At 37.4% G+C, this 25,810-nt stretch carries 20 protein-coding genes; 10 read left to right on the top strand and 10 right to left on the bottom strand.

The annotated features are described in order from the left end of the window. Positions 1–257: 257 nt before the first annotated feature. Positions 258–806: an RNA polymerase sigma factor gene (locus ACMZ42_RS06805; RefSeq protein ID WP_132360114.1), complete on the top strand. Its 549-nt coding sequence runs from the start codon at positions 258–260 to the stop codon at positions 804–806. 142 nt (positions 807–948) lie between these two features. Here ACMZ42_RS06805 and ACMZ42_RS06810 read toward each other — a convergent pair whose 3' ends face one another. The 6 genes from ACMZ42_RS06810 to ACMZ42_RS06835 form a co-directional block, all read right to left on the bottom strand. Then, positions 949–1,224 carry a hypothetical protein gene (locus ACMZ42_RS06810; protein ID WP_415730963.1) on the bottom strand — a complete coding sequence of 92 codons (276 nt, stop codon included), beginning with the start codon at positions 1,222–1,224 and terminating at the stop codon, positions 949–951. Between the two features lie 1,137 nt (positions 1,225–2,361). Next, positions 2,362–2,805, bottom strand: a complete 444-nt coding sequence (locus ACMZ42_RS06815; protein WP_402870830.1) for a MarR family winged helix-turn-helix transcriptional regulator — start codon at positions 2,803–2,805, stop codon at positions 2,362–2,364. A gap of 23 nt (positions 2,806–2,828) precedes the next feature. Beyond that, positions 2,829–3,233 carry a transcriptional regulator Spx gene (gene spx / locus ACMZ42_RS06820; RefSeq protein WP_053484570.1) on the bottom strand — a complete coding sequence of 135 codons (405 nt, stop codon included), beginning with the start codon at positions 3,231–3,233 and terminating at the stop codon, positions 2,829–2,831. Between the two features lie 814 nt (positions 3,234–4,047). Continuing rightward, positions 4,048–5,613 carry an ABC-F family ATP-binding cassette domain-containing protein gene (locus ACMZ42_RS06825; RefSeq protein WP_415730965.1) on the bottom strand — a complete coding sequence of 522 codons (1,566 nt, stop codon included), beginning with the start codon at positions 5,611–5,613 and terminating at the stop codon, positions 4,048–4,050. A 54-nt stretch (positions 5,614–5,667) separates the two neighbouring features. After that, positions 5,668–5,853 carry an SE1832 family protein gene (locus ACMZ42_RS06830; RefSeq protein ID WP_285397488.1) on the bottom strand — a complete coding sequence of 62 codons (186 nt, stop codon included), beginning with the start codon at positions 5,851–5,853 and terminating at the stop codon, positions 5,668–5,670. Positions 5,854–6,033: 180 nt separating this feature from the next. Further along, a complete protein-coding gene (locus ACMZ42_RS06835; RefSeq protein ID WP_415730966.1) occupies positions 6,034–7,080 on the bottom strand; it encodes a PseG/SpsG family protein in 1,047 nt (348 codons plus the stop codon). A gap of 261 nt (positions 7,081–7,341) precedes the next feature. Here ACMZ42_RS06835 and ACMZ42_RS06840 point away from each other — a divergent pair, with 261 nt between their 5' ends. The 5 genes from ACMZ42_RS06840 (at position 7,342) to ACMZ42_RS06860 (ending at position 15,145) form a co-directional block, all read left to right on the top strand. Further along, the gene (locus tag ACMZ42_RS06840) at positions 7,342–8,187 is read left to right on the top strand and encodes an oxidoreductase (protein WP_370082496.1); all 846 of its coding nucleotides are present in this window, start codon (positions 7,342–7,344) and stop codon (positions 8,185–8,187) included. A 493-nt stretch (positions 8,188–8,680) separates the two neighbouring features. Beyond that, positions 8,681–9,235, top strand: a complete 555-nt coding sequence (locus tag ACMZ42_RS06845; RefSeq protein ID WP_402870823.1) for an NADPH-dependent FMN reductase — start codon at positions 8,681–8,683, stop codon at positions 9,233–9,235. A 119-nt stretch (positions 9,236–9,354) separates the two neighbouring features. Beyond that, on the top strand, positions 9,355–13,137 hold the full coding sequence (locus tag ACMZ42_RS06850) for a DEAD/DEAH box helicase (protein ID WP_415730968.1): 3,783 nt from the start codon (positions 9,355–9,357) through the stop codon (positions 13,135–13,137). A 1-nt stretch (position 13,138) separates the two neighbouring features. After that, positions 13,139–13,903, top strand: a complete 765-nt coding sequence (locus tag ACMZ42_RS06855; RefSeq protein WP_415730969.1) for a hypothetical protein — start codon at positions 13,139–13,141, stop codon at positions 13,901–13,903. 168 nt (positions 13,904–14,071) lie between these two features. Further along, positions 14,072–15,145: a glycosyltransferase gene (locus ACMZ42_RS06860; protein ID WP_415730970.1), complete on the top strand. Its 1,074-nt coding sequence runs from the start codon at positions 14,072–14,074 to the stop codon at positions 15,143–15,145. Positions 15,146–15,486: 341 nt separating this feature from the next. On the opposite strand, the gene ACMZ42_RS06865 is transcribed toward ACMZ42_RS06860, so the two are convergent. The 4 genes from ACMZ42_RS06865 to ACMZ42_RS06880 all read right to left on the bottom strand — a co-directional run bounded on the left by ACMZ42_RS06865 (position 15,487) and on the right by ACMZ42_RS06880 (position 21,403). After that, positions 15,487–15,867 carry a hypothetical protein gene (locus ACMZ42_RS06865; RefSeq protein WP_415730971.1) on the bottom strand — a complete coding sequence of 127 codons (381 nt, stop codon included), beginning with the start codon at positions 15,865–15,867 and terminating at the stop codon, positions 15,487–15,489. A gap of 170 nt (positions 15,868–16,037) precedes the next feature. Continuing rightward, positions 16,038–16,424, bottom strand: coding sequence for a hypothetical protein (locus ACMZ42_RS06870; RefSeq protein ID WP_415730972.1), 387 nt, complete (start codon positions 16,422–16,424; stop codon positions 16,038–16,040). A 1,122-nt stretch (positions 16,425–17,546) separates the two neighbouring features. After that, positions 17,547–18,434, bottom strand: coding sequence for a helix-turn-helix domain-containing protein (locus tag ACMZ42_RS06875; protein ID WP_415730973.1), 888 nt, complete (start codon positions 18,432–18,434; stop codon positions 17,547–17,549). A 782-nt stretch (positions 18,435–19,216) separates the two neighbouring features. Beyond that, on the bottom strand, positions 19,217–21,403 hold the full coding sequence (locus ACMZ42_RS06880; RefSeq protein ID WP_415730974.1) for a DNA topoisomerase III: 2,187 nt from the start codon (positions 21,401–21,403) through the stop codon (positions 19,217–19,219). 418 nt (positions 21,404–21,821) lie between these two features. On the opposite strand from ACMZ42_RS06880, the gene ACMZ42_RS06885 reads away from it, so the two are divergent. The 4 genes from ACMZ42_RS06885 to menC are packed head-to-tail and all read left to right on the top strand — an operon-like array spanning position 21,822 to position 25,764. Continuing rightward, on the top strand, positions 21,822–22,688 hold the full coding sequence (locus tag ACMZ42_RS06885) for a MurR/RpiR family transcriptional regulator (protein ID WP_415731087.1): 867 nt from the start codon (positions 21,822–21,824) through the stop codon (positions 22,686–22,688). 5 nt (positions 22,689–22,693) lie between these two features. Further along, positions 22,694–23,809, top strand: coding sequence for a M20 peptidase aminoacylase family protein (locus ACMZ42_RS06890; protein ID WP_415730975.1), 1,116 nt, complete (start codon positions 22,694–22,696; stop codon positions 23,807–23,809). A 34-nt stretch (positions 23,810–23,843) separates the two neighbouring features. Continuing rightward, positions 23,844–24,683, top strand: a complete 840-nt coding sequence (locus ACMZ42_RS06895; RefSeq protein ID WP_415730976.1) for a GNAT family N-acetyltransferase — start codon at positions 23,844–23,846, stop codon at positions 24,681–24,683. Beyond that, on the top strand, positions 24,658–25,764 hold the full coding sequence (menC, locus tag ACMZ42_RS06900; protein ID WP_415730977.1) for an o-succinylbenzoate synthase: 1,107 nt from the start codon (positions 24,658–24,660) through the stop codon (positions 25,762–25,764). The genes ACMZ42_RS06895 and menC overlap by 26 nt, the downstream gene beginning before the upstream one ends. Positions 25,765–25,810: the final 46 nt, after the last annotated feature.

The following is a 25,810-nucleotide window of genomic DNA, read 5'->3' on the forward strand; positions in this document are numbered from 1 at the left end:
AAATCCGAATTATTTTGCGTTAAGAAATTGAAGGGAATACTATTGAATATACAATAAAAAAGAAGGGGAAGGGGCGTGTTATAAAGCTTTTCTCCGAATAATAAATATAGTAATAAAACATTATTTACGAATATTACAAGTGAAAGCAATTAAGCTTACACGATTGTAATGTAATTGAAAGCCAATACGATAGAGTGTAATACATTATTTTGCGAGAATGTGTATAGAAGCAAGAACAAGAAGCGGAGGAATACACAATGAATGAAAAATTAGAAGGCGTATATGAAGAATACAATCGTTACATATACCACTTATGTTTAAAACTTACTCGCAATAATGTAGAAGCTGAAGATTTAATGCAAGAAGTATGGGTAAAAGTTGTACGCTATGAAGATAGCGTTGCCGAGGTGGAGCATATTAAAGCTTGGCTAACAACAATTACAATGAATACATTTAGAGATCGCTATCGTAAAAAGACACGACGTAGTAAATACATGATGAACCAACCTGAAACATTAGACGTACCGATATTAGATTTGGTTCCCAACAATGACATTTCAACAGAAGAAAAAATTGAAAAAGATATTGTTACTAAATTAGTACAGGATAAAATGGGTCAATTAGATACAATCTATCGTAAAACATTATGGTATTTCTACATAGACCAATTTTCACTTGCAGAAATCTCTTCAATTATGAAAGTTTCAATTGGTACTGTGAAATCGCGCTTATTCCGTGCAAAAGCTCGTTTAAAAGAAATGCTAATGGCCGATGCATCCATAGTAGAGTCTGTGCTGCCAGCATAATTAAATGCATTGGTCGCACTAGCATAATTACTTAGTCGGAAGTATTCGCTCGGCCAATCCAAGAAAAGATGCATCGTAAAATTATTTTGCGATGCATCTTTTTTTTTGTATGGATTTTTATAGCAAGGAGGATGAATGTCATTTATGGTAAAAATCGGTAGAGCGTGGACGTCGCTGGTAAAACCCCGAACATCGCTGATAAAAGGTTCAGAATCGCTGGTAAAACCTCGAACATCGCTGATAGAAGAGCAAGAATCGCTGATAAAACCCCGAACATCGCTGATAGAAGAGCAAGAAACGCTGATAAAACCCCGAACATCGCTGATAGAAGAGTAAGAATCGCTGATAAAACCCCGAACATCGCTGGTAGAAGAGCAAGAATCGCTGATAAAACCCAACATCGCTGGTAGAAGAGCAAGAATCGCTGATAAAACCCCGAACATCGCTGGTAGAAGAGCAAGAATCGCTGATAAAACCTCGAACATCGCTGATAGAAGAGTAAGAAACGCTGATAAAACCCCGAACATCGCTGATAGAAAAGCTAGGATCGCTGATAAAGCATCGAACATCGTTGGTAAAAGGGCAGAAACGCTGATAAAACCCGAACATCGCTGATAGAAGAGCAAGAATCGCTGATAAAACCTCGAACATCGCTGATAGAAGAGCAAGAATCGCTGATAAAACCCCGAACATCGCTGATAGAAGAGCAAGAATCGCTGATAAAACCCCGAACATCGTTGGTAAAAAAGCTAGGATCGCTGATAAAGCATCGAACATCGTTGGTAAAAGGGCAGAAACGCTGATAAAACTCGAACATCGCTGATAGAAGAGCAAGAAACGCTGATAAAACCTCGAACATCGCTGATAGAAGAGCAAGAATCGCTGATAAAACCCCGAACATCGCTGATAAAAAAGCTAGGATCGCTGATAAAGCATCGAACATCGTTGGTAAAAGGGCAGAAACGCTGATAAAACTCGAACATCGCTGATAGAAGAGTAAGAATCGCTGATAAAACCCTGAACATCGCTGATAGAAGAGCAAGAAACGCTGATAAAACCTCGAACATCGCTGATAGAAGAGCAAGAATCGCCGGTAAACCGAGTCAAACCCTAAATATTGTGTAAAATTCTATACAAAGTTTTCAACCCTGACTTTAGTTTTGCTAAATTTCCCAGCTAATATTGGGATTCGCCGCTAAAACTGTGAATTGCGCCGCAAACCAAAGGAGGAGCGCCGCTAAAGAATAGAGTTGCGCCGCAAACCAAGCAAAGAACGCCGCTAACAAGCAAGGAACTCTGCTAAACCTCGAAATCCCACCGCTAGACAAAGTGACTTTAGTCAAGTCACTTTGCCTGTTCTATCCATCACTCTGCAGTTATTTCCGTCAACACCGGTGAACATCGCTGATAAAAGAGCAAGAATCGCTGATAAAGCATCGGAAATCGCTGATAGAAGCGATTGGGGTGGGGAAGTTACCGTAAACTCGCCCAAAAAGAAAAACACCGCAAAAAGTTAGATTCATATCTAACTTTTTACGGTGTGAAAATGAAGCGTTTACTCATGTCGATTAGGTTCAACGTTGAGTAATTTTGCAAAAATATCTCGTAATGTTTGTACCTCATCAGCTGACAGCATACCAAACATATTTTGTATAATTGCGCTAACTTGCTGACGGGAATCTTCTAAAATATTTTCGCCATCAACTGTAATTTTCAATTGGGATGCTCGGCGATCTGTTGCATGCTGTGTTTTTTCAATAAAGCCAGCATTAATGAGCTTACTTGTTAAAACAGTGACACCACCTGTCGTCACTTTTAACCGATCAGCAATGGCAGAAGGGCGCTTTGGTCCCTCCTGCGATAAGTAGTCTAAAATTAAAATATGGGATTTTGAAAAGCCGAGTACATTATGATTATTCCACTCGTTTGCCCACTTACGCTCAATGGAAGATACTACTTCAAACAACGAGGTAATGGCTCTTTCTTTTTCTTGATCCATATAAGGTCAACTCCAAAACTGTTTTAACTTTCTTGTGCCAATCTTGTCATCGCGTTTAACTCATAAGCACGTACTCTGCGTGGAATAAAACGGCGAATGTCCATCTCATTGTACCCAACTTGAATACGTTTTTCATCAATTAAGATTGGGCTTCGTAACATTCTTGGGTGAGCTTGGATGATAGCAAACAACTCTTGAATAGAGAGCTGATCAATATCAACATTTAAATTTTTAAAATCATTTGAGTTAGTTGCAATGATTTCGTCTGTTCCATCTTCTGTCATGCTTAAAATTTCTTTAAATTCAGCAAGTGTTAGTGGATGTGAAGTAATACGTTTTTCTTTATATTCGATTTTGTGATCTTTTAACCATTTTAATGCTTTTCTGGATGAAGAACAGCTCGCTTGTGAATAAATTGTAACTGTCATTCTTCATTCCCCGCTTTCTTTTTTAGGATTATATTTAATATATATCTTATTAGTAAGTTAATTAGGTTATACATATATCTTACTAGTAAGCTATATATAAATCAATAGTTATTTGAAAAATTTTAAACAGAAATGAATTTTTTCTACTACACTAAAATATACGCGTAAAAGAGCGAAAAGTTTCGCAAATTCAGCTTACAATGATGTAAGTTTACTCAATATTAATAATAGAAGTTCATAGTATAAAGAGAGCTGTTCTAATATAGAGAGAAATAGTCTGTTTTAAAGGAGATAGATATATTGTTAATCCACTGATTATTAATATGATTTTATGCTGGCTTTTATGCATAGATAAATAAATTTTTTATTTTGGGGCCGGGAAGAGGGCTGTTTTCAAAAGCTTGGATAGTAGGGGAACTGCTCAGGTAGGCCAAAAAAATGATCGGGTAGACGAAGAAACTGATCGGGTCGGCCAAGAAACTGATCGGGTAGGCCAAGAAACTGATCAGGTAGACCAAGAAACTGATCGGGTAGGCCAAGAAACTGATCAGGTAGACCAAGAAACTGCTCGGGTAGGCCAGAAACTGATCGGGTAGACGAAGAGACTGCTCGGGTAGACGAAGAAACTGCTCGGGTAGGCCAAGAAACTGATCAGGTAAGCCAGAAAACTGATCAGGTAGGCCAAAAAACCACTCATGTAGCTCAAAGCTACCGTCAAATTGATACTACCCACAATCGAGGCACAAAACAAAAAAGAGGGCAGTCCCGAGTGATCCATGAATCACGCCGGTAACTGCCCATATTGATAATATTTTTAGTTTTGTTGTCCTGAAGTAAACCAGTCTTGGACATCCCAAACCTTTGTCGCTAAACCTTCATAGAAATCAGGTTCATGGCTTACTAATACGATTGTGCCTTTAAATTCTTTCATGGCACGCTTTAGTTCATCTTTTGCATCGACATCCAAGTGGTTTGTCGGTTCGTCAAATAAAAGCCAGTTTGCTTCATCCATCATGAGCTTACATAAACGTACCTTTGCTTGCTCACCACCAGATAAAGAATTAAGTGGGCGAGTAATATGATCCGTTTTTAGTCCTGCGCGTGCTAATGCTGCACGTACTTGTGCTTGCTCCATAGAAGGGAAGGCATTCCACACATCATCAATAGGTGTAATTTTTTCAGCTTTTACTTCTTGTTCGAAGTAAGATGGGTAAAGATAGTCACCACGAATCACTTTTCCATCAAGCGGATTTATTTTGCCTAACATCGTTTTTAATAATGTTGATTTACCGACACCATTCATACCGACTAGAGCAATTTTTTCTCCACGTTCAATAGCGAATGTAAGTGGAGGAAGTAATGGCTTGTCCTTGTCGTATCCAATGACTAAGTTTTCAGCCTCTACTACATAACGACCAGAAGAACGTGCCTCTTTAAAGCCGAATTCAGGCTTTACAGCTGTTTCAGGACGGTCGATACGCTCTAAGCGGTCAAGCTGCTTGGAGCGAGATTTTGCACGACCAGTAGTTGAGTAGCGAGCTTTATTTTTCGCAATAAAATCTTCTTGTTTTTTAATGAATTCCTGTTGTTTTTCATAGGCATCGATATGCTGGCGTTTATTGATTTCAGCAAGCTCTAAAAACTTTTCATATGTCGCTGTATAGCGAGTTAGTTTTGAAAATTCTAGTTGGAAGATAACATCCACCGTTTCATTCATAAACTCTGTATCATGCGAAATTAATAAGAAAGCGTGTGGATAGTTCTTTAAATAGTTTTTCAACCATGTAATATGCTCTTCATCAAGATAGTTTGTCGGCTCATCTAGTAATAATACTTTTGGTTTTTCAAGTAATAGCTTAGCTAGTAAAACCTTTGTACGTTGACCACCGGAAAGAGCAGCGACATCACGGTCTAAGCCGATTGCATCAAGACCAAGACCTCGTGCAACCTCATCAATTTTCATATCAAGCGAATAGAAATCACCTGCATCCAGAGCATCTTGCACCTCAGCCATTTGCTCTAATAAAACTTCTAATTCTTCAGGTGTTGCTTCAGCCATTTTTCCTGTAATTTCATTGAGCTCTTCTTCTTTTTTATATAAAGGAAGGAAAGCGTCACGTAATGCATCACGCATAGTTCGGCCAGCTGTCAATACAGTGTGCTGATCTAAATAGCCATAATGCGTTCCTGGAAGCCATTCAACTTTACCAGTATCGTGGATTGCTTGGCCCGTAATGATGCCCATTAATGTTGACTTACCAACACCGTTTGCACCTACAAGACCAATATGATCACCTTCAACTAGACGAAAAGAGACATCTTTAAAAAGCGTGCGGTCACCGAATGAATGACCTAAATTTTCAACTGTTAATATTGCCATATATGTTCCTCCGAGATAGCGGCTAAGCTTTTTTTATAACCGCTAATATCATTTTTATAGTTCTGCTAATTGTTTATTTAATTCCGCTAGCGTTGCTTCCATATTTGCAAGGCGTTGCTCTGCTTTTGCTACTTGATCATTATGACCTGTAGATTCAAGCTTTTCGATGTCGCCTTGTAAATTCATATAATCCATTTTAAGTTCTTTAATTTGATATTCAATATCACTTTTTGATGGCATGATGATTGCTCCTTTATGTGTTTATTTGTATAACGAAAGCGTGTAAAAGCGATGGAGGTTTTTTTATCCCCCACCGCTTATTAGTTACTATCAATCGGGTACTTATGTTGCTTGAATTCACTTCTTAAAATGAAAGTGAAATTTCTACTATATTGTATCATATCCACCTGCAAAGAATCACTAAGTAGAAGCGATATTATGTCGATCGTAAGCGAAATCTAAAAGCAAGGACTGTAGTGCTTCATTGTTACTTGCTAGATTGAGCTGTCGTTGTTTTTTAACAGCTCGTTCGCTTCGGGCCTCATGTAATAAAAATTCCATGACAGCGTTTTGGATTTGTGATTGCTTCATTTTGCGACCAAGTCCAAGGTGAATAAAGCCGTTCTGTTCGCGAGGGAAGGCATGTAATAGCTCAGCCTCAGTTTGTGCAAGAGTAATACAAGGTACACCATAAGAGGCGATTTTATAAGGTGTATAGTTAGCGTTACAAATAATAACATCTGCTTTTGGTAATAGTTTAAGGAGTGCGTTTTTATCACGAAGAATGGCAGTATTACGACGACTAAGCACCATCATTTGCAAATCATCTGTTGCGTGTCGATAGCTATCATCAATCATCACTGTAATTTGTAGTGGAATTTGTAGCTGCGTTAAGTGTCGAAGAGTACGGTAGGTTAAGTTATGCTCGTCCCCGTCCTCAAAAGCAACAACAATATGAGGTGGGTTTTCAGGTATTTTACTGTCAGGTTGATCATCAAAATTCTGAAAAGATTGTGGTAATGCGAAGTTGAAACTACCACCAATATAATGAGATGGTAAATAATCTTTAACTTCTTGATAGAGTGCTAGCAATACACAGTCACAGGCTTGGCCACCTTCACCCAAATCATCAAAATGAATGATTATTTTGCAGAATGGTCGTAAATTTTGTACTTGCCAGCTTTCAGAGTTACGGCCATCTCTTACAATTAAATCAGGCTGAATACCTTTCATTTGCTTTGGTAGCTCATCGAAATGTTCAAATAAGATTGGCGAGAGATTTTCATTCATTAAAATTTGAATCCCATCATTTGAAGGGGTCTTTACAAATATGAAAACTTTTTCATTTGTAAGTAGCTTGGCCAGCGTGGCAACCCGTTCAAAAGGATACAGCCCTTTATCGATACAGCTTTCAATAATGAAAACAATCGTCTTTTTTAGTTCCGTTGTTTGAATTTCGTTTTGCAAATGTATCCCATCCTTTCATCCGTCTATTTAAACTATGGTGGATGATGGGCAAGTATGTGTAAAAAATTAGGATTATAAATCATTTTTACCGAGGCATAATTGATAAAAACATAAAATTAAAAGAGTAAGAGCTCTTTCTTTGACCGATAAATAAAGTAGAGTTTGCAAGAAGATACATAGGATTGTTGCAGTTTTTCAGCAAAACTATTGTTCCGGCAGAGTGACTTCTGGGACATATGAACATAGAAGGGGGTACAACTAATGGGAATGCGCGCAGCGATTGTTGTAGGGGCTACTGGATTAACAGGTACCTCTCTTGTAGAACAATTATGTGAAAACGATGAATATGTTTCAGTTACGGTTATTGCACGAAGAGCGCTAGCATTTACGCATCCGAAGCTAGAAGTGAAAATTCGTAATTTTGATACTTTAGAGGAAAAAGATATCGAATTTGCACATGAGCTTTATTGTTGTTTAGGAACAACGATTAAAAAGGCAGGATCACGTGAGGAATTTGAGAAAGTTGATTTTGAATATCCGTTAACGATTGCCTCATTAGCGAAAAATCGAGGAATCCCACATATGCTAGTCATTACAGCAATGGGGGCAAATGAAAGTTCATCATTTTACTATAATCGAGTAAAAGGAAAGCTTGAACATGACCTTATAGAGCTAGGTTTACAGAGACTTTCAATTATTCGCCCATCTTTATTGGTTGGCGATAGAGAGGAATTTCGCTTAGGTGAAAAGGCGGGAGAGAAAGCTTTAAAGCTAGTAAAGCCGTTATTAGTTGGGCCATTAAAGCGTTCAAGAGCTATAGAAGCTTCCCAGGTTGCGAAGGCGATGATCGTTATTGCGCTGTATGGCAATAAACAGCCGGTTACAATTTATCCATCTCAGGAATTGGCTAAGCTAGATTTCCCTGAAACGCAGGGTGAGGATGTTTCAAGGGAGAATTTATTTAATTGGGATAATCGCAAATTATCGAGTTCTAACGATGAAGGCGATAAAGTAAATCGTGAAGTCGTGATTAATCGAGATAAATATAAAATAGAGGAAACCGTTGTTGATAAAGAAGTAAAATTCCAACGTCGTCAGGATAAATAAAGGTTCATCACCGTAACGTGGAGTTGATTTCCGTTTCGATTGGGCGCTTTGTTGCTGGCGCTACGCTTTCGCACAGAGCAAAGCTTCCAGGGGACGTCCGATGAGCCGCTTCGCTTCGCTGCAGGGTCTCGGGCCAACAGGATGTTGGTCACGAAGGCGTTATCACAGGATGTGATGGTTTTAGCCTTCGTTCCTCTATCGCTAATTCCCAAGGAGTCGCCCAGTCTCCACTCCAATCAACTTAATGCGCAGGGAAGCGAGTGGCCCGTAGTAATAATCAGAGTCTTCTAAGTAGTAACAAATTCATTTGTGAAAATATTATTTTAATAACAAACAATCAACATGCCAAAGTCTTTTTCAAAATCATATTTCCTGCGTAGACTCCATTCCGCCTAAAGACTGAATTTAAGGTTTCAACCACCACAATTCTTTCCGTGCCTCTTTTCATTTGTTACAATATTATTGTAGAAATGAATGTGGAGGCAAAGTGAAAATGAAAATTTTACTCGTTGATGGCACAATGTTTGGTCGTAAAACTGGTGCTATTTTAGAACAAGTGGAGCAATATATTAAAGAATTAGATGCAAGTTTCGAGTTAGAAATTATGCATTTTAGTCAATATAAGCATCAAATTGTAGACGGTTCACCGTTAAATGATGACATGAAGGAAATGATTCAAAAGTTCGAAGAAGCGGACGCGTATATTATCGCTACACCGATTTTCCAAGCATCGATTCCAGGCGTTTTAAAAAATGCATTTGACTTCTTGCATCCGAAAACAATGCGCTATAAGCCTGTATCGATTGTGGCAAATGGTGGTACGTATCAGCACCATTTAGTAGTAGAAAATCAGTTGAAACCAATTTTAGATTACTTCCGTGCACTTGTAACGCCGAACTATGTATACACACACACATCTCACTTTGATGCAGATAATAAGATTGTCGACGAAGATGTTCATAGTCGCTTACGTGAATTGGCTCGTGTTTTTGTACAGTATTGTGAAATGAGCAAAACATTGCCGAAAGAACCGATTGATCAACATTAAAATAAAATTCATCCCTTGTGCAGTGGAAAGAAATCACTGTGCAGGGGATTTTTCTTTTCAAGTATCCTTTTACGATGTGATAAAATAGATTTTTAGTGAAACGGAAGGGAGGGCTGCTCATGCAGGACATCGCTATACTAGAAAAACAACGCTGTAGTCTAATATTGACTAATAAGGCGAAGGAAGCGGTAGAGGAATGCTCAGCAAATGAGCATGCCTTTTTTGCCTTACAAAAAACATTCACCGTCTATATCGAAAAGCGCAAAGCAAAAACAGTTGGTGAAACATTTTTATCGATTTATTTTAATGCGGAGCAAAATGAAAAGCTAACCGACGTCATTGCTGAGAAAACAGCCATTATGGATTGTGTGCTAAAGGTTGAAGGATTGCTAGCTACAAATATTCGTTTTGTACATATGCGGGGCCCAATCAATACAAACCGGCGCTTACCAGCAGCATTAGAATTTGTTACAAGACCTAATAATGGAGCAGGGATTCCGCTTGATCTTCATACGAAAATAAGAGGGCTACCGATAGCCGAGGAACGCACGGAATATGTGAAAAAGCGTATCTCGAGCTGGGAAGGCTATTTAAAAATTCAAGAACGCGATGCGACTATTGATGATATTCATACAGAGTTTAAGCAAAGCTATTTTAATGAAGATTTTACTAGGCTGACAATTGTCTGCCCGTATATAAAATCGAAGGAATGGAAGAAGCTTGAAGGGTTAAGTGTGAGCATTCGAGGGGTACGCGGTGAAATTGGACAAGTATTAAAGGCTCATGCAGGGAAGCAGACAATAGAAATTGACTTAAAGCCTTTTGTGCAGGATTTAGCACGTAAAGATCAACTTAACCTTCGTTCAAAGCAAGCAAGCTTTAGTAATTTTGCGACATTGAGTCAAATTAGACGATTGCGCAATGGTTTTACAAAGCTAGAAAAAGGCGAGGCAGTTAACCCTAATTTAGAGACAATACTATTTGAAAAACGCCCAACTGTCCGAGCATCAAAGCTTCGAGATGATATTGTTTTTCACAATAATTTAAACGAATATCAAAGACGGGCTGTTTTAGGAGCATTGTCTGTTGAAGATTTGTATGTCATTCAAGGACCTCCTGGTACAGGTAAGACAACTGTTATTTCTGAAATTTGTCAGCAAAATGTTAAGGCTGGCTTAAAAACACTCGTGGCTTCTCAATCAAATCTAGCCGTGGATAATGCATTAGGACGACTTCTTTCCAATCAAGAAATTCGAATTTTACGTTACGGTAGAACGGAAAGTATTGAAGAAGAGGGTAAGAAATTTATTGAGGAAAATGTTGCGCTTCATTGGCGTGAGCAAACTCTTGCAGCGATCGAAGAGGAAATTACAGCCTTTACAGAACGTGAACAAGAACTAAAATCAAGTATTACCAAGGCTGAAGAAGAGCTAGAAAAGCTTGAGGCGTGGCTTGAGGAGTTAACAAAGGAAATAGCTGCAAAAGAACAGGCCACAATTGACGAGCCCATTTTACAGCAGGAAATACAAGCGTTAAAGAAAGAATTAAAGGCAGCAAAAGCTGAACAGCAGGAGAATGAGGCACATAAAGAGCATTACGAAAAACAGCTGGCGCAAATCGAGCCTGCTGTAAAGTCGCTCGAGCAAACCCTTGCTGAAAGCCCATCTATAGAGCAGCTAAAGCTTACTATAGAAGAAACTACTCAAAAAATGGAGCAATTGGAAGCGGCTGCTCAATATAAGGAGCTGCAAGAGCAAAAGCAGCATTTAGCACTGCAGTTCAAAGATATCCAATCGAAATATGAAGAGGAAAATAATCGTCTTCGATTAATGAAGGAAGCCGAACAATATATTAGTAATTTAACGTCCTATGAGCGAATTGAACGATTTTTACAGCACTATCACATTCGCCCATCCTATGTGCTGTCACAGCAAATTAATCGCTTGCAGCATTTAGAGGATGCCAAAGATTTAGAGGCATGGGCAACCATCAATTCACGTTTGCAAAAAGCGATCGCAAAGCTGGAATCGTTAGTATCTGGTGAAGAAAAAGAACGTGCCCTTGCTAAAAGTAGAGTGCAGCAAGTTCAATCGTTTTCGTTGCAAAATTTAACAGGTGTTTTTGCGCAGCTTAATACAGCCTTTCAAGATGATCAAACACCGCCTGCCGAGCAAATTGAGAGTTTCTTGCTCGGTTTATATATGCGTCGTGATTTTGTCTGGCAAAAAGGTGTAGCTCTTAAACAACAACAAGATCATAAAGATCGGGAGTTTGAGTCCTTGCGTAAAGGTATTGGTGGCTTAGTACATCAAGAATGCGCGATTACTAGCTTTGACGTTCAAAGCTTACAGCGACAATTGCAGCCATTTTTACAACATACAGAACGACTTCAGCAGCTAGCTGAGGCATTCCAAATTGATGCCGAGCCAGAAGAGTCTGTAGAACATTTAAAAATGCTTGTGTCACAATCGAAATCTTCTCTTCAAACAGCACGTCAACAGCTTGAGGCAGTAGAGCATGCTCATACACAGCTTCTACCAAAGAAAGCGGCACTTCAAACAGCGCAGACTAGCTTACAAGAGATTGAACAACAGCTAACACAATTAGAAGAAAATATAAAAGAAATTAATATAGCTGGACTGAAGAAGGAGAAGCAGCTCACAGCTTGCACAAAGCTTCTACAATCAACACCAGAGCGCACTTCCGAGGAAGTGGTGGAAGCAATTGCATCTTCGAAAACAGCAATAGTGGAATTACAGCGCAAGGAACAGCAACTACCTCTTCGAAAAAAATTACAAGAGCAATGGCGTGACAAGCTACAAAATGCTACTGAATATGATTTAGATGAAATTCGTAAATTATATGTGCGTCATGCGAATGTTATCGGTACAACATGTGTTGCTTCGGCAAGTAAGGAGTTTATGGAGAACTACCCGACATTTGATGTTGTCATTATTGATGAAGTATCCAAGGCAACACCACCAGAGCTATTATTGCCAATGCTTAAGGGGAAGAAAGTTATTTTAGTAGGCGACCATCATCAGCTACCTCCACTACTTGGAGACGATACGTTGGAGGAAACATTAAAAGCAATGCTCGATGGAAATCCAAACTTTGACGGCGCACAGGAGTTGAAAAATTTACTGCGTGAATCACTGTTTGAACGCTTATTTAATAACTTACCGCAAACACATAAGCAAATGCTGGCATTGCAGTATCGAATGCATGAAAAAATTATGCACAGTATTACACCGTTTTACGCGAAAGAGGAAAATGGTTTGCAATGTGGTTTACCAGATTCGGATGCAGCACGAGACCATTGCCTAGAAGGACAATTTGTAAACCGAGATGATCATTTGTTATGGGTCGATATTCCAACTGAAAAACCTTATTTAGAGGAGCAGGTAAAGGGCGGAACGAGTCGTTACAATGAGGGTGAATTACAAACAATTCGTCGTATTTTAATAGATTTGAATAAGTCTGTTATTGAAGCTAAAGCAGCTGGACGTATACCTCAGGATGCACAAAAAAGTGTTGGAGTAATTAGCTTCTATGGGGAGCAAGTAAAGAAAATCAATCGCCTTCTGCAACAGGAATTACAGCTACCGCATCTTCAATTTAGAACTGGGACAGTCGATAAGTTCCAAGGTATGGAGATGGACGTCATACTAGTTAGTATGGTACGTAATACGCCTAAAGGGGGAGACGTTGGTTTTGCAAGAGATTATCGCCGCTTAAACGTTGCCTTATCTCGTGCACGGGAACTATTATTACTTGTCGGAAGTGCTGAGATGTTTGCCAAACGTGCGAAGCATCCAGATACACGAGAGATGTACAGCAATCTGTTAAAGACCGTGAAATCCTATAACGGCTTGCGTAATCATGAAGGACAGGTGATGTAGATTGTCAAAATTACAGCAGCGCTTAATGCGAGAAATTCAGCAAAATCGCAATATTAAAATCGTCAAAACCGATGAATGGAGCATCCCGATTCGAACAGTAGAAGTGACCTATGAGCCAGTTCGTCGTTCTACGATGGATGTCTTGATGACAATGCTGTTAATGAGCATACAGGAAGCGGATTTTGCAAACGCACAAGAATTAAGTGAGCTATTACTAGTCGATCCGTTATTTATTGAGGATTTAGTATCGTTAATGTCTCGAGTAAGTCTTATTGAGCAAACGGAAAACTTCTATAGATTAACCTCTAAAGGACAGCAGCAACTGGAACGTGGCATCTTCGAAGAGGAGCTAGATGTAGAAATGGCTAATCTTTACTATAGCCCATGCCATCTTGCATTTCTTGCTGTCGACGAGGACAATATGGAAGAATACGATGATCTACCAGAACTATATCGCTATGTGGATGAAGAGGCTGAGAAGCAGGAGCATTTCGAAGAAGCAATGTTAATAGAAGCGCTACAGCAAGAGGATGGGGAAAAAGCTGAAGCTGGAGCCGGAGCCTCTCAAAAAATAATTTCAAAAATTGTTGAAACAGACGCTAAACAAATCAATGATATCCCATGCCTTGAATTTGTCCTTCACGATAAAGAACAAAATATTTTGTTCGTTCGTATATGGAATGCACTGTTAAATCAATGGGATTCGCACCTAGAACAACAGCTTACAGAAAAAGAACAACTACGGTGGCGTGAACAATATTTATAAGACAAAAAACGAACGTGTGCAGCGTTCGTTTTTTTGTGCTTTTTGAGGCGTATGTCGATAAAACGGAAAAGTTGGGTGATAAATTAAAAAAATTAGGAGATAAAATGGTAAATAGCCTCGTTAAATTTTTAAGCTTGCATATATTATTACAAAAAAAGGAGGGGACCGATGTTTACGATTAGTTTATGTATGATTGTTAAAAATGAAGAATGTACTATTGAAAGATGCCTAGACTCCGTTCAACATTTAGTGGATGAAATCAATATTATTGATACGGGCTCAACTGATCGTACAAAAAATATCGTCCGAAACTATACCTCTCGAATTTTCGACTTTACCTGGTGCGATGATTTTGCCAAAGCTCGAAACTTTTCCTTTCAACAAGCGACGAAAGATTTTATTTTATGGCTCGATGCAGATGACGTGATCACAACAGAACATCAGCAAAAGTTCCTACAACTTAAACAGTCACTTTATCATCCAAATGTCGATGCTGTTTCCATGGATTATTATGTAACGCTCGATGCAGATGGCTGTGTAGAATCCAGTGAAAAAAGATTTCGTCTCGTAAAACGTGCACGTAATTTTCAGTGGCAGGGTGCCGTCCATGAATATTTAGACGTAACAGGCCAGCTCTATCATAGTGATATAGCAATTACACATTTGCCAAGAAAAAGTGATATTCATCGCAATATTAATATTTATGAGCGTTTAAAGAAAGAAGGGCACCCATTTTCAGCTAGAGAAACTTTTCATTACGCAAATGAGCTCAAAATTCATCAGCGATTTTTAGAAGCAATCAATCACTATAATATTTTCTTAGATTCCGCAAAAGGACCTGCTGATAATCAAATTCAAGCTTGCTTAAATTTAGCGGATTGCTACCAACAGCTACACGATTCAAAACAAGCAACACAAGCTATTTTACAATCATTATTATATGATCGACCAAGACCAGAAACATGCTGTCGAATCGGTCACTTTTTTATGAAGCAATCGAAAAATAAAGAGGCTATTTACTGGTATTCACAAGCATTACAGCAACCTATAGAACAGACAATGGCTACACACAAGCATGCTTATTCCACATGGCTTCCACATTTACAGCTAAGCTTGTTATACAATTGCTTGCGTCTTTATGAAAATGCATATCAGCATAATGAAGCAGCGCGTAAATTTAAGCCAAAAGATCAGCGCATACTAGACAACCGAAAATTCTTGTTAAGTCAGTTAAAGAAATAAGGCCGTCATGGAAAAGGAACATCAATAAAATTTATATATATCCCGTAACCAATTAACATCGATATAAAAACAACAATTGTCATACAAATCACATTCCGAGGTCTGAAAGTTCGAGCATCCATTCATTCATCCCCTTTCGATTTTGTGAACATTCTGTTAACTCAACATATGTTTTGAGAGTTTGAGTATGCAGTTCATCGTAAACATTTTTTTGAAGCATAGAAAAAGAGCAAATTCACAATTAACGTGAATTTGCTCTTTATATTGATCAATGATGACTATTATGGTGACTAAGTAGATGGCTCTAAAAAATTTCTGCCTTTAACTTCTTTTAGTAAGTGTTAGTTACCATTAAGCGAAGCGCCAGCAGTGCATCCTTTACCTGAACTACTTTCACAATATACACGTAGTGAATATTCCTTACTTGACGACACTCCACCTAATGTTGCAGAATTTCTTTCACCTGGATCTAGATAAATATATCCTGCAAGTGGTTCACCATTTTCAAAAATTCGGAAACTTACTTTTTCTCGGCCTGTATTTACAACATTGTATTTCAATAGACCATTATTTTTTACACGTACTGTCGAAATACTTGGTAAACTCGTTGTCAAAGTAACGCTATCTTGATACGGCGCGGCTGCTAGGGCTTTTTGATTGTCAAAAGCTGTTGGAGAAAGTAAAGCTGTAGCTGTCAATAGTGTTGCTAATAATTTTTTCATTTCAAATTACTCCTTTTCCGATTCTATAAGTATTTCAACTATCCACCAACTAACACTTAAATTTCCAATATACAAATGAACTGTATATCTCGCTGTTTCATAGAGACGAGCTCATAAAATCTGCTAGTAAGTGGAATTTTTCTATACTTGATAAAAGAATTTATTTATTTTTAAGGGTTACCATTAAGTGATGCACCAGCAGTACATCCTTTACCTGTACTACTTTCACAATAGATACGTAGTGAATATTCCCTATTTGGCGACACTCCACCTAATGATGTAGCATCTCTTTTGCCTGGATCTAGATATGTACGTTCAGAAAAAAGTGGTTCACCATTATCAAAAATTTGGAAGCTCACTTTTTGAAAGCCTGTATTTACAACATTGTATGCCAAAACACCATTATTTTTTACACGTACTGTCGAAATACTTGGTAAACCCGTTGTCAAAGTAACACTATCTTTATACGGCGCAGCTGCTAGGGCTTCTTGATTGCTAAAAGCTGTTGGAGAAAGTAAAGCTGTAACAGTCAATAGTGTTGCAAAAAATTTTTTCATTTCTAACTACTCCTTTTCTGATTTAAAGTTATTTGTATAAGTACTTCAACCACCTCAACTAAAACTTGAATTCTTAATGTACAAATAAACTGTACGTATTTGGAACTTTAGGGTGTTTTGAATTACTTACAAATTAATAATAAATGTATACCCTTTAATTTATTAAAAATGTAAACAATTGTTAACTTAATGTATTTTTGAGGGAATAAAGTCTGAAATTACAAATGATACTTGGTCCGGGGAATTTTAATTGAAATTGAAATCTTCTTTAAAGAAGGAAGGAGGAAATTCCAATAAACGTTGTTATTGGAGGGAAAGATATTGAAGATATAAAAAACTATTTGTTTAATAGAGTTGTTATAGTTTTATTGTCAGAGTGTAGTAATTATCAATTTAACTAGTAGATGATTTCATCTATTTTAATCAAAATAATGAAAGTGTAGCGTTAGAAAATTTAAAAGGGGAAACCTAGTTGGATATATTTGTTTTTACGAACTGTAACACAGTTTGTCCGCCTATGTCATGTAATATGGCTGAAGTCCAAGATGTATCAAATATTCAAGACTATAAGATAGTTGCTTTACCGTAGATTCCGAAAATGACACCCATGAAGTTCTATCTGAATATTTATCAAAATACAAAGTAGCTGATGAATCAAAGTAGGAACTTTAAACGGGTTATAAACAAGAGTATAGTACAGTTTGCTCGAAACTCCTTCATCAGGAATTATAAGAATCCTTGTCTAAGTAATTGTCATACAATCTGACTTTACGATTATGCAAAGAAATTATGGGCAAAAGATTTCTCTAATTCCCATAATTGTCTCTATATATCTAAATTGTTGAAAGAAGATATTTAAAAATGCCACTCTTCTTACACATAGGTTTATGATCAAGAATTGCTGGCATACTAAGTGAAAGTTTATAGGGATGGTACAATTTTAAAGAAGTTCTTTAGGGTGAAAACGACTAAAACATGAGAAAAAGTTTGACTCATAAATTATAATAATCAAGTCGAAATATCGACGCTTTCTCAAATGCCTAAAATATAGCCTTTATTACTCAATGGGATATTGTATGCTCTTTTTAGGAGAGAAAGAAACAAGGCAAGATAGAGGGAACCTTATTGAGGATAGGTGTCCTCTTTGAATTTTAAATTATAAATTTCCTGTACTTTTTCATAAAGCTCAAGGCATTGTGTGAATTTGAGCTTTAGTTCCAGTAAAGTGAATACATTTATAATTTCCAGTATTGTTTTGTTCTTTGACGTATCTCCATCTATAAGAGAGATTAATGCAGAGAAAAATTTAATCATTGTTTGCATGTACATATTATCTATAACACTTACTTGTACTTTCTCTAATTCAGCAAGGTATTTTTTAGCCCCATCTATATCCATACACGTAATTTTTTTTTCTAAAATATTGAAAATTATTAAAGCAATTTCATTACGGTATCTCGTAAGATTTTGATAGCGCTGTAATGTTTTTTTTGTACGATCATAAACAAGATCAATTAATTCTATTGAGTAAAAACTTAAACTATTTGCAAACAAAGTGATTTCATAATAACCCCAGCTTTCACAATTCATTAAGTATTCTTGGAGTAATTCTATTTCTTTAGTATGTTCTTTTGTTCCTAGAAGATCATCAATCAACAACAATATCAAGGATCGAAAATGTAAAAACTTTAGATTGTGCGTTAATTTATATTCATTTTCAACTTGTTCAACAATTAAGTATAAAGCATCTACATCTTGGTTATAGAAAGCTTCAACATACTTCCTCGTATAATCTAAGTCCTTATTTTCCTCATCATTGTATATGATACTAAATTCTTCTAGCGTGATATTTAAGTAATCTAACATTTTTAAAAATTTTTCTGCTGTCGTATCGCTTTCCCCTCGTTCAAATTTTACTATGGCTGGTCTACTCAGTAAATTTTTGTATAGAACATTAGAACGGACGTTTTTTTGTAGCCGTAACTCTCTAATTAATTCTCCAATTTTCATTTGTACTACTTCCTCCAACTTTAAGATGTTAACTTTTGTTTACATTTTAACAAAAAAATGTATAAAAAACCAATAATATATATATAGTGAGATGAAAGGGGGAGATGATGATGTTGCTAGGAGTAAAGGTCTTTACAGTAAATGTCGGAACTATTATCAGTTCTATTTGGGACTTAATTGGTAGTTAATAATCAATCAAACGATTCTTTGAATTACAACTTAATCTTAACCCAGTATGATAAAAAACAAGAAAGTCACTTATCTAGCGGATATGATGTTTTTAAAAGTGAAAATTTAAAAATGAATTAAGTTACATTTTCTAATTAAAGGCAGAGGAGTTAACTACAGCCGAAGCGTCCGAGATTCAAATGAAAAATATTTCGAAATGTAGGATTGAAATTAAAAAGTGTTATGGTCATATACAAAAATAAGTGAATGAACAAGAACTTATTCTACTGAAAAAGAAAACCCTAAAAAGCATATATTATATTCCTTATATACCAATGAAATTAAAGATGTTCTAAATGTTTAAACATACATAAATTGATAATATGAAATTTAAATAATAAAAAAATCACGTATATTGCTATTCATGCAAAATACGTGATTTTTTTTAATTAATTAATCCGAATAAACATACGTACAATATTTGTTAAAGAACTAGAAAAACGTGGCTTAAATCAATATGCTGATCATTTGAATTAAAGGTAATAACTAAAATGAACCATGAAGATTAAAAGAGGCCTCGCTAATGCGGGACCTCTTTATACTTTGTTTTAAAATTAATCAAATTTCATACCTTTTAATAAATCCGCAAATGCATTATTAATCGGCTCCGCCTCTTTTTCTTGTTGCTTCATATACTTCTGTACACTACGCTTATCCACTTTACCGCTTCCTTCTTTTTTACGGCGTACTTCAAAAGCAGATAATTTTTCACGATGACCGCACTTACATACAAAAATTTGTCCATCGCCTTCACCACGTAGCTCCAGCTTTTTCTTACATTGTGGACAACGAGCATTCGTGACACGTGCTACGTTTTTACGGTGACCACATTCACGGTCTTGGCACACAAGCATTTTGCCCTTTTTACCGTTCACTTCAAGCATCGGTTTACCGCAATCGGGACAAGTCTTTGTTGAGATATTGTCGTGCTTGAATTTCTTATCACTATTTTTAATATCCGCTACGATTTCTTTCGTATGCTGCTTCATTTCATTGATAAACGTTTCTTTCTTTAACTTTCCTTTGGCAATTAACTCTAATTTTTGTTCCCATTCAGCTGTTGTCTCAGGTGACTTTAATTCGTTCGGAACTAAATCAAGTAACTGACGACCTTTAGACGTGATATGAATATCCTTCCCACGTTTTTCAAATAAGAATGAATTAAATAATTTATCAATAATATCAGCGCGTGTTGCTACTGTACCTAGTCCACCTGTTGATTTTAATGTATCTGCAAGCTGTTTATCTTGCGTGTTCAAATATTTTGTAGGGTTCTCCATTGCTGATAAAAGAGTAGCTTCATTAAATCTAGCAGGTGGCTTTGTTTGGCCAGAAGTTTGTGAAACTAAATTCACCTTTAACTCCTGTCCTTTTTCTAGACGAGGAAGTAATTGCTCTTTTACATCTTCGTTCGTTTCCTCATCCTCAAAACGATTTGAATAAACTTCTTTCCAACCAGCAGTAATTACCGTTTTACCACGTGCGATAAATTTTTCATTGCCGATTTTAGCTTGCACTGTTAATTGCTCAAATTCATGTACAGGGAATAGAACGGCTAAGAAACGTTTTACAACTAAATCATAAATTTTCCGCTCTTTATCGTTAAAACTTGCAAAGTTAACATATTCCTCTGTTGGAATAATTGCATGGTGATCTGATACTTTACTGTCATCTACAAACGATTTATTCACTTTAATAGACTTTGTAAGCACCTTATTTGCTAAAGAACGATATTCTCCTACACCACATGCCTTTAATCTTTCTGGAAGCGTGCTAACGATGTCAGAAGATAAATAGCGTGAATCTGTACGAGGATAAGTAAGCACCTTATGCGACTCGTATAGCTTTTGCATAATATTTAATGTTTCTTTCGCTGAGTAGCCAAACATTTTATTGGCATCACGCTGTAACTCAGTTAAATCGTATAGACCTGGAGAAAAAGATTTCTTCAGTTTACGTTCTATCTCAATTACTTTTGCATTTTGCCTATCTAAAGTATTTACAATGGCATCGACTTTCTCTTTATTAAAGCTACGAGAATTGCCGTTTGCATCTTGCCATGTTAATTTTAATTCCGATGTTTTTGCTTCAATACCATAATATGTTTGCGCTTTGAAATTCTTAATTTCATCTTCGCGTGCTGCTACCATTGCTACAACTGGTGTTTGAACGCGTCCACAATTTAGCTGTGCATTATGTTTAGTCGTTAACGCTCTAGTCGCATTAAGTCCGATATACCAATCAGCTTCAGAACGCGCTATAGCTGAAAAATAAAGGTTTTCATATGCTTTACCTGGTTTTAAATTTGCAAAGCCTTCTTTGATTGCTTTATCTGTTACAGAAGAAATCCACAAGCGCTTAATTGGTTTATTTACTTTAGCACGCTCTATAATCCAGCGTGCTACTAGCTCACCTTCACGTCCAGCATCGGTTGCTATTATGATTTCATTTACATCACCACGTATTAGTTGTGATTTAACAGCATTATATTGTTTACTTGTTTGCTTAATCGTTGTGAGTTTTAAACGTTCTGGTAGCATCGGTAAATCTGCTAAGTCCCACTTTTTATATTTCTCATCATAGCTTTCTGGGTCGGCAAGTGTAACTAAATGACCCAGCGCCCATGTGACGATATATTTGTCACCTTCTAAGAATCCATTACCCTTTTTGTTACATTTCAGTACATTTGCAATATCGCGTGCCACTGAAGGTTTTTCTGCTAATACTAAACTTTTCGCCATATTTTGAACTCCTTTTACTATCTTGTACTGTTAATAGTAACATAGTTAGTAATAGCTGAAGTATGTATAACCCTTAACTTCCTTGCCAACAGGATGTTGGTCACGAAGGCGTTATCACAGGACGTGATGGTTTTAGCCTTCGTTCCACTTGCTGATCCCCAAGGAATCGCTCAGTATCCACTCCAATCAACTTATTCCATGATTCAACTTTTGGAGATGAGCTACCTTTGTTGTTCATTTCGTAGATTGAAACCGGTGCCACAGAATGGTGCTTTGTTCTTGCAAAATCTTCATTTTTAAAATATAAACAGAAATTTCAGAAAATATATTGAATTATGAAAATATTTATGCTACTGTATGTAACATGAAAATGAAGTTTAAACTTCAAAAACTAAAATAAAAAGGATGTACTTCTTTGATGGATAATCAAACAATTCAACAAGTCATTCAACATAAATACCAGGAGCTTTCGAAGAGTCAGCAAAAGGTAGCGATCTTTATCCTCAAAAATTTGCAGACTGTTGGTGTTCATTCAGCTGCTTATGTGGGGGAAAAGGCGGGGGTAAGTGAAACGACGGTTATCCGTTTTTGCTACGCTATAGGATTATCGGGTTATGCTGAGTTGCAGCGGGAGATTACGATGCATCTATTCAATGAAGGCAATACGAGTAGCTTGCACAATTATTTGCAATCAAAGCAGGTACTTTTTGAAACACCACGTTTTTATGAAAAAACGATGGAAAAGGATGCATCGAGTATTTTAAATGTTGCTAAGAACATTAACGAGGAAGATTTTAATCGTGCTTCTAACCTGCTACATACGAAGAAAAAAATCTATATTGCTGGAAATGGTTCTTCCCATTTAGCGGCACAATGGTTGTATTTTACGTTAAATATGCTACGTCCTAACGTAATGCTTTTAGATTTTGAAACTAGTGAAATCATTAGAGCTTTACAAGAAATCGATGAGGATAGTGTGGTCATTATTTTATCGTTCCATCGCTATTTTAAAGAGCCGATTCAATTTGCAGCTGAAATTCAAGAAAAAAATTGCGAGATTATTGGTATTACAGATTCTAAAATTGCACCTATTACGCAATATGCAACGATTACCTTTGTGAATGAACAACAGGAAATGTCTACGATTGACGCAATGCCAGCACTGATTTCATTTTTAAATACACTGATTGCAGGTATGACTGCACAAGATCACGACTATTATGAAAATCAACGCGTAAAATATGATGATTTCCAAAATAGCTTTTTAGCAAATCGATGGAGTTGAAGACAATGAATCAAGTTTTACAAAACTTACAGCCTAGATTGGCTGATATTTTTACACATCTTCATGAGCATCCGGAAATTAGCTGGCAGGAAAAGAAGACAACGCAATACATCGCCAGTTTATTGAAGGAGGCACAGATGGAGCCTCAGTTGTTCGAGGATATGACGGGACTGTATGTCGATATTGGGGAAGGGATACCGAAAGTCGGATTTCGTACGGATATTGATGCTTTATGGCAGGAAGTAGATGGTGAATTTAAGGCTAATCATTCCTGTGGTCATGACGGCCACATGACGATGGCTATTGGGACGGCACTAGTGTTAAAGGATATGGAGCAATCACTTCCTGGCGCAGTACGTATTCTTTTTCAGCCTGCTGAAGAAAAAGCACAGGGCGCTCGCGCATTCGTTGAGAAGGGGCTTATCGATCATTTAGAATACTTATTTGGTGTCCATGTTCGTCCGTTAAAAGAATTGCGGGACGGGACGTATGCTCCAGCATTGTACCACGGTGCTGCAAAGCTTTTTACTGGGACAATTCTTGGGGAAGAGGCACATGGCGCACGACCTGAACTCGGCATTAATGCTATTGAGGTAGGGGCAGCGATTGTCGAAGGCTTACAAAAAATTTGGACGGACCCCAATGTCTCAGCGTCAGTCAAAATGACACAATTTAATGCAGGAGGAACCTCGACGAATATTATTCCGGGGAAAGCAACATTTAGCATCGATGCACGAGCACAAACAAATGAAGTAATGCAAGCTATCACAGATGGTATTGAACGTGTAAAAGCATCGGTAGAAGCGATGTATGATGCGAAAATTTCTTTAAATGTAGATGCGCATATTGTTGCAGCGTTAGTGAATGATGAGGCATTACAACATATGAATTCAGCGATTGTTGACGTAGTTGGGGAAAGGGCATGTGCTTCACCAGTCGTCACTCCTGGAGGAGAGGATTTTCATTTTTATACGTATGAACGCCCGAACCTGAAAGCAACAATGCTTGGCTTAGGTTGTGGTGTAACACCGGGATTACATCATCCGAAAATGACTTTTAATCGAGAGCGACTTATTACCGGAGTGAACATTATCACGAGAGCTATTTTAAGAGCTTTATAGAATATGGGATAAAGAATAGAAAGAAGTGATAGCGATGATTGACATAAGGGAAATAAAGACAATCGAACAGCTGGAGCAAGTTCAGCAATTGGAATATGACGTTTGGGGGATGCCTTCTATTCCCATTCATCAAACTTTAACGGCTGTGAAAAATGGCGGTATCGTTGTTGGTGCCTTTGATGGTGATCAATTAGTTGGCTTTAGCTATGGTTTTTCGGGGTTTCGAGAGGGCAAAAGTTATTTATGCTCCCATATGTTGGGGATAGACGAAAATTACCGCTCCCAAGGAATAGGTGAAAAACTAAAATATGCCCAGCAAGCTATTGCTATTGAACGAGGCTATGATTTAATGGTGTGGACCTTTGATCCGCTGGAAACACGAAATGGTTTTCTCAATCTGTCCAAGTTAAATGGTATTTGTTATACGTATATAGAAAATTGCTACGGTGAAATGCAGGATGGCTTAAATAAGGGACTGCCTTCAGATCGTTTTGAGGTGTGCTGGTATATCACCTCTGATTACGTAAGTAAAAGTGTTTCAATAGATGCAACTGATGCCATATCAGTGGCAAGTTGTGTACCAAATGAACAAGGCTTTCCATGCTTAAAAATAACTGAAGATTTAAAATATAACGAAGATTTATATACATTGCCTGTGCCGAAGGACTTTCAAGCATTGAAGCTGCAAGACCCGACATTAGCATTGGAATGGCGTTTCAAAACGCGACATATTTTACAACGATTATTTGCACAAGGTTATGCTGCAGTTCAATTGCAGCAGCAAGAACAATACAACGAGTATGTTCTCGTAAAATTAGAAACTTTAGATCTGGAAGGGGCAAACCAATATGAAAATCACGGAAATTACCATTAGACATTTAAAAATGAAATTAAAAGAACCATTTACAACTAGCTTTGGCACATTCGATGATAAAGATTTTTTAGTTTTAGAGGCCAAGGATGAGGCAGGGACAATCGGTTGGGGAGAATCTGTAGCGTTCCATTCACCGTGGTACAACGAGGAAACATTGCAAACGAATTGGCATATGCTAGAAGATTTTTTAATTCCTCTTATTTTAAATAAAGAGCTTCAGCATCCAGATGAGGTCAATGAGCTATTTAAACCGATTCGTAAAAATAATATGGCGAAATCAACGATAGAAGGTGCTATTTGGGATATTTATGCCCAACAGACGAATCAATCTCTCGCGGCGGCACTTGGTGGCAAGAAGGACAATATTGAGGTAGGGATCAGTATCGGTATTCAACAATCAATCGAGGATTTAGTAGCGTTAGTAGATGGCTTTGTGAATGAAGGCTATAAACGAATGAAAATCAAAATTAAGCCAGGTTGGGATGTGGCAGTAATGCGTACATTACGTGAAACGTTCCCTGATGTGGCGTTTATGGCGGATGCGAACTCAGCTTATCGTCTCACAGATGCTGAAACACTCAAACAGCTAGATGCATTTAATTTAACAATGATCGAGCAGCCATTGGCGTCGGATGACATCATTGACCACGCAGCATTACAAAAGTTAATCGAGACGCCAATCTGCTTAGACGAAAGTATCCATTCATTAGAAGATGCACGTAAAGCTGTTGAGTTAGGCAGTACTAAAATTATTAATATAAAAATTGGACGTGTTGGTGGCTTAACAGAAGCGAAGAAAATACATGATTATTGTGAAGCAAATAACATCCCTGTCTGGTGTGGCGGCATGCTGGAGTCTGGTATTGGTCGTGCACATAATGTGGCATTAACTACATTATCGAATTTTATTTTACCTGGAGATACTGCAGGCTCAAGTCGTTATTGGGAAAAAGATATCATTGATCCAGAAGTTATAGTGAAGGACGGTTATATTGAAGTTCCGCAAAAAGCGGGGATCGGCTATGAAGTGAATAGGGAGACAATCGATTTATTCACAGTAGCGCAGAAAACATATAAATAACGTGGCTTGAGTAGTACAAGAATGATATTTCGTTAGGAAGCCTATG

The sequence above is a fragment of the Lysinibacillus sp. NPDC056185 genome, from assembly GCF_047737915.1.
In the GTDB taxonomy this organism is placed as follows: Bacteria; Bacillota; Bacilli; order Bacillales_A; family Planococcaceae; genus Lysinibacillus.

What these genes read in the sequence shown, in the direction of transcription:
- ACMZ42_RS06805 (WP_132360114.1), top strand. Translation starts at nt 258, where the DNA reads ATGAATGAAAAATTAGAAGGCGTATATGAAGAATACAATCGTTACATA.
- ACMZ42_RS06815 (WP_402870830.1), bottom strand. Translation starts at nt 2,805, where the DNA reads ATGGATCAAGAAAAAGAAAGAGCCATTACCTCGTTGTTTGAAGTAGTA.
- spx (WP_053484570.1), bottom strand. Translation starts at nt 3,233, where the DNA reads ATGACAGTTACAATTTATTCACAAGCGAGCTGTTCTTCATCCAGAAAA.
- ACMZ42_RS06825 (WP_415730965.1), bottom strand. Translation starts at nt 5,613, where the DNA reads ATGGCAATATTAACAGTTGAAAATTTAGGTCATTCATTCGGTGACCGC.
- ACMZ42_RS06830 (WP_285397488.1), bottom strand. Translation starts at nt 5,853, where the DNA reads ATGCCATCAAAAAGTGATATTGAATATCAAATTAAAGAACTTAAAATG.
- ACMZ42_RS06840 (WP_370082496.1), top strand. Translation starts at nt 7,342, where the DNA reads ATGGGAATGCGCGCAGCGATTGTTGTAGGGGCTACTGGATTAACAGGT.
- ACMZ42_RS06845 (WP_402870823.1), top strand. Translation starts at nt 8,681, where the DNA reads ATGAAAATTTTACTCGTTGATGGCACAATGTTTGGTCGTAAAACTGGT.
- ACMZ42_RS06850 (WP_415730968.1), top strand. Translation starts at nt 9,355, where the DNA reads ATGCAGGACATCGCTATACTAGAAAAACAACGCTGTAGTCTAATATTG.
- ACMZ42_RS06860 (WP_415730970.1), top strand. Translation starts at nt 14,072, where the DNA reads ATGTTTACGATTAGTTTATGTATGATTGTTAAAAATGAAGAATGTACT.
- ACMZ42_RS06865 (WP_415730971.1), bottom strand. Translation starts at nt 15,867, where the DNA reads ATGAAAAAATTATTAGCAACACTATTGACAGCTACAGCTTTACTTTCT.
- ACMZ42_RS06870 (WP_415730972.1), bottom strand. Translation starts at nt 16,424, where the DNA reads ATGAAAAAATTTTTTGCAACACTATTGACTGTTACAGCTTTACTTTCT.
- ACMZ42_RS06875 (WP_415730973.1), bottom strand. Translation starts at nt 18,434, where the DNA reads ATGAAAATTGGAGAATTAATTAGAGAGTTACGGCTACAAAAAAACGTC.
- ACMZ42_RS06880 (WP_415730974.1), bottom strand. Translation starts at nt 21,403, where the DNA reads ATGGCGAAAAGTTTAGTATTAGCAGAAAAACCTTCAGTGGCACGCGAT.
- ACMZ42_RS06885 (WP_415731087.1), top strand. Translation starts at nt 21,822, where the DNA reads ATGGATAATCAAACAATTCAACAAGTCATTCAACATAAATACCAGGAG.
- ACMZ42_RS06890 (WP_415730975.1), top strand. Translation starts at nt 22,694, where the DNA reads ATGAATCAAGTTTTACAAAACTTACAGCCTAGATTGGCTGATATTTTT.
- ACMZ42_RS06895 (WP_415730976.1), top strand. Translation starts at nt 23,844, where the DNA reads ATGATTGACATAAGGGAAATAAAGACAATCGAACAGCTGGAGCAAGTT.
- menC (WP_415730977.1), top strand. Translation starts at nt 24,658, where the DNA reads ATGAAAATCACGGAAATTACCATTAGACATTTAAAAATGAAATTAAAA.